This window comes from Bradyrhizobium sp. (assembly GCF_016462955.1).
Classification (GTDB): domain Bacteria; phylum Pseudomonadota; class Alphaproteobacteria; order Rhizobiales; family Xanthobacteraceae; genus Bradyrhizobium.
In genome coordinates this window covers 1-3,625 of the sequence record NZ_JAEMSD010000533.1, presented here as the reverse complement: position 1 = coordinate 3,625, position 3,625 = coordinate 1, and the positions used below count along the sequence as shown (strand labels likewise).

Annotated in this window: 4 protein-coding genes and 1 tRNA gene; 3 read left to right on the top strand and 2 right to left on the bottom strand. The window is 65.4% G+C overall.

Annotated elements, in window-relative coordinates:
* The first annotated feature begins 125 nt into the window (after positions 1–125).
* From JHD07_RS33655 to JHD07_RS33645, 3 genes are all read left to right on the top strand, one after another.
* Entirely contained in the window at positions 126–530 is a 405-nt protein-coding gene (locus JHD07_RS33655) for a GFA family protein (protein ID WP_291629994.1), read from the top strand.
* Positions 531–577: 47 nt separating this feature from the next.
* Positions 578–654: transfer RNA gene (locus JHD07_RS33650), tRNA-Val, on the top strand.
* Between the two features lie 369 nt (positions 655–1,023).
* Positions 1,024–1,884, top strand: coding sequence for a class I SAM-dependent methyltransferase (locus JHD07_RS33645; protein ID WP_291629992.1), 861 nt, complete (start codon positions 1,024–1,026; stop codon positions 1,882–1,884).
* Between the two features lie 207 nt (positions 1,885–2,091).
* On the opposite strand, the gene JHD07_RS33640 is transcribed toward JHD07_RS33645, so the two are convergent.
* Together JHD07_RS33640 and JHD07_RS33635 are read right to left on the bottom strand one after the other, a co-directional pair.
* Positions 2,092–3,057, bottom strand: coding sequence for a cation diffusion facilitator family transporter (locus JHD07_RS33640; protein WP_291629991.1), 966 nt, complete (start codon positions 3,055–3,057; stop codon positions 2,092–2,094).
* A gap of 3 nt (positions 3,058–3,060) precedes the next feature.
* Positions 3,061–3,625: efflux RND transporter permease subunit (locus tag JHD07_RS33635; protein WP_291629989.1), on the bottom strand; the 565-nt coding region annotated here is incomplete at its 5' end.

Below are 3,625 nucleotides of genomic sequence, written 5' to 3'. Positions count from 1 at the left end.
AGGTGACGGTGAAGCCGGATGGCGACGAAGCCGCCGGCGGCCTGACCGCGCACTGAAGTCTGGTAAAAGATGATAAAACGGCGCCTTCAGGCGCCGTTTTTGTTTTGGGGGAAGGGGAGGTGGCAATGCACATCGACGGGCAATGCCATTGCGGGCAGATCACCTTCGAAGCCGAGATCGACCCCGAGGCCGTCTCGGTTTGCCATTGCCGGGACTGTCAGACGCTGACGGGCTCGCCGTTCCGGGTCACCGCGATTTGTTCCGCGGCCGATGTCCGCCTGACCGCCGGCGCGCCAAGGGTCTACGGCAAGCGCGGCGACAACGGCCGGATACGCTTGCAGCACTTCTGCGCCGACTGCGGTTCCCCGCTGTTTACGAGCGGCGAGGGCGACCAGGCCGACGATTGGGGTATCCGTTGGGGCAGCATTCGTCAGCGCGACAAATTGCGCCCGGTCAGGCAGATCTGGTGCCAGTCGGCCGCAGTGTGGATCGACGCGGTGCCGCTGCTGCCGGGGAGGCCGGGGGATTGAGGTCGGGCTTGCTCAGCAAGGGCTGGTAGGGATAAAGAGGCGCCGTGGGGCGGTTAGCTCAGCTGGTTAGAGCATCTCGTTTACACCGAGAGGGTCCGCGGTTCGAATCCGTGACCGCCCACCATTCCCAGAGACATGTGGGCCTCGCGATCTGCTCGCCGGACTGGATACAGAACCTAACGCTACTGCGTGGGCGGGCCTGCCATGTTTGTTATCGAAGATGAAGCGCACGCCGAGTGGCACGGCCAGTTTCGGACACGCCAGCAAGCACTCGCAGAATTGCAGAGGCTAGCCGCGCTACCCTGGGACCAAGAGCCCAATCGTGCTCCCTGCACCAGCTGGAAGAATTGTAGTCGCCGCTATGAGCTGATTGAGTACGATGACAGCGTCACGCCATGGCGAGAGTTGTCCCGCACGCTTCTCCTTGAAATTTCTGCTTCCGGCACTCAATGGGTTATCGAGACGTAGACGAGCGACAATCAAGAGGCTCCCGATGGAACTGCCTAGCGGACACGAGCAAAACGCCGACCAGATCGCCTATTGGAATGGTCCCAGCGGGCAGCGCTGGGCCGATCGCCATGCGGCGCAGGAGAGCCTGCTCGGGCCCATTGCTGAGGTGCTGATCGACCGCGCCAGCGTGAAGCGGGGTGAGCGCGTTCTCGATGTCGGCTGCGGCTCCGGCGCGACGACCTTTGCATTTGCGAAGGCGGTGGCGCCTGACGGGTTCGCGCTCGGCCTCGACGTCTCCGAGCCGATGCTGTCGCAGGCGCGCGCATTTTCGCCGAAAGGTCTGCCGCTCGATTTCGTGCTGGCGGATGCGACCGTCTATCCGTTCGAGCCGGCGAGCTTCGATCTATTGGCCTCGCGTTTCGGCGTGATGTTCTTCGCCGACCCAGTCGCATCCTTCACCAATTTGCGCCGAGCGCTGAAGCCATCCGGCCGGCTCGCCTTCGCCTGCTGGCGCGAACCGAAGGAGAATCCCTGGATGATGGCGCCGCTAATGGCGGTGTATAAGCACGTGCCGAAGATGCCGCCGGTTGGTCCCGAAGAGCCGGGCCCGTTCGCCTTCGCATCCGAGGAGCGCGTGATGCGCATCCTGAAAGGCGCCGGCTTCGTGGACGTCGCGATGGAGCCGCACAATCTCGCAATGGACATCGCGATCGGCGGCGGCCTCGATGCGGCCGTCGAAGGCGCGCTGCAGATCGGCCCTGCCAGCCGCGCGCTCCAGGGCCATCCACCGGAGACCTACGAGGCCGCGAAGGCCTCGATCCGCGAAGCGCTTGCGCCGTTGCTGAAGGGGCAGAGCGTACCATTACAGGGCGCGATCTGGATCGTGACGGCGAAGGCGGGGTAGAGCTGCTCCGCGAGATCGTGCCGCACGCCGTTGCCACACGCTCGGCGTCGTCCCCGCGAAGGCGGGGACCCATAACCCCAGGGAGAACTTTGGTGCGAAGCTGGTACCTGCGAGTCTTCGCAAAATCACTCCCTGTGGTTATGGGCCCCGGATCTGCGCTTACGCTTGTCCGGGGCGACAGCGGAGATTGGCGCGGCAACGAGCCCCTTACACCACATCATCCGGCGCCAGCGCGCAACCATTGTCCGGATGCGTCTCGATCTGAAGCGTGGCGTGGCCGATACGATAGGACGTCTTCAGCAACTTGGCCGTCTCCATCAGGAACGTATCGCTGCTGCCTGCCGGCATGACGAGGTGGCACGTCAGCGCCGTCTCCGTGGTCGAGATGGGCCAGACGTGGAGATCGTGGATATCAGACACACCGGGACGCGCCAGCAAGAAGCTCCTGATCGCGGCGAGGTCGGTGCCCTTCGGAGCTGCCGCCATCGACATGTCGATCGAGCCCCGCAGCAGGCTGGTCGTGCTCCAGAGGATTACCCCGCAGATGACGAGGCTGGTTAAGGGATCGAGCCAGAGCCAGCCGGTCCAGATGATCAGCGCCGCCGAAACGACGACGCCGAGCGAGACCGCGGCGTCGGCCGCCATGTGCAGGTAGGCGCCTTCGATGTTGATGTCGTCCTTGCGGCCGCGCGCGAACAGCAGGGCGGTGAAGCCATTGATGAGGATGCCGATGCCTGCCACCACCATCACGGTGACGCCCGCGACCGGCTCCGGCTGTTGCAGGCGCAGGATCGCCTCCCAGCCGATCGCGCCGGTCGCGACCAGCAGGAATACCGCGTTCGCCAGGGCTGCGAGGATCGTGGAGGCGCGCAGGCCGTAGGTGAAGCGGCCGCTCGGCGCGCGCTTTGCGGCGATGGAGGCGCCCCAGGCTACGATGAGGCCGAGCACATCGGACAGATTGTGGCCGGCGTCGGCGAGCAGGGCGGTGGAGTTGCCGATATAGCCGTAGATCGCCTCGGCCACGACCAGCGCGATATTGAGCGAAATGCCGATCGCGAACGCCTTGCCGAAACTGGCGGGCGCGTGGACATGCGCATGACCAGGACCATGATCATGCCCGGCATGGTCATGATGGCGATGCGCGTGGTGTCCGTGATGGTCGTGACCGGCCACTCTCTAGCGCTCCCCGGAAGCTGACAAATCAGGCGCGATTCTAGGCGTTTCGTGTGCCACGTCACGGCGGAACAGCACGTAGAGCGCCGGCAGCACCAACAGCGTCAGCACCGTCGAGGAGATGATGCCGCCGATCACCACGGTCGCGAGCGGCCGCTGCACCTCGGCGCCCGCACCGGTCGCGAGCGCCATCGGCACGAAGCCGAGCGAGGCGACGAGGGCCGTCATCAGCACCGGGCGCAGCCGCGTCAGCGCACCCTCGTGCACGGCATCGACGACGGATCGCCCCTCGCTGCGCAACCGCTCGATGAAGGTGATGATGACGAGCCCGTTGAGCACGGCGACACCCGACAGCGCGATGAAGCCGACGCCGGCGCTGATGGACAGCGGAATGTCGCGCAGCAGCAGCGCCGCGACGCCGCCGGTCAGCGCCAGCGGCACGCCTGAAAACACCAGCGCCGCATCCGCTGCCGACCCCATGCCCATGAACAGCAGCAGGAATACCAAGAGCAGCGCCACCGGTACCACGATCGTCAGCCGCTTGGTCGCCGAGACCAGCTGCTCGAAC

Coding starts and splice junctions, on each gene's coding strand:
- JHD07_RS33655 (WP_291629994.1), top strand. CDS start 126: ATGCACATCGACGGGCAATGCCATTGCGGGCAGATCACCTTCGAAGCC.
- JHD07_RS33645 (WP_291629992.1), top strand. CDS start 1,024: ATGGAACTGCCTAGCGGACACGAGCAAAACGCCGACCAGATCGCCTAT.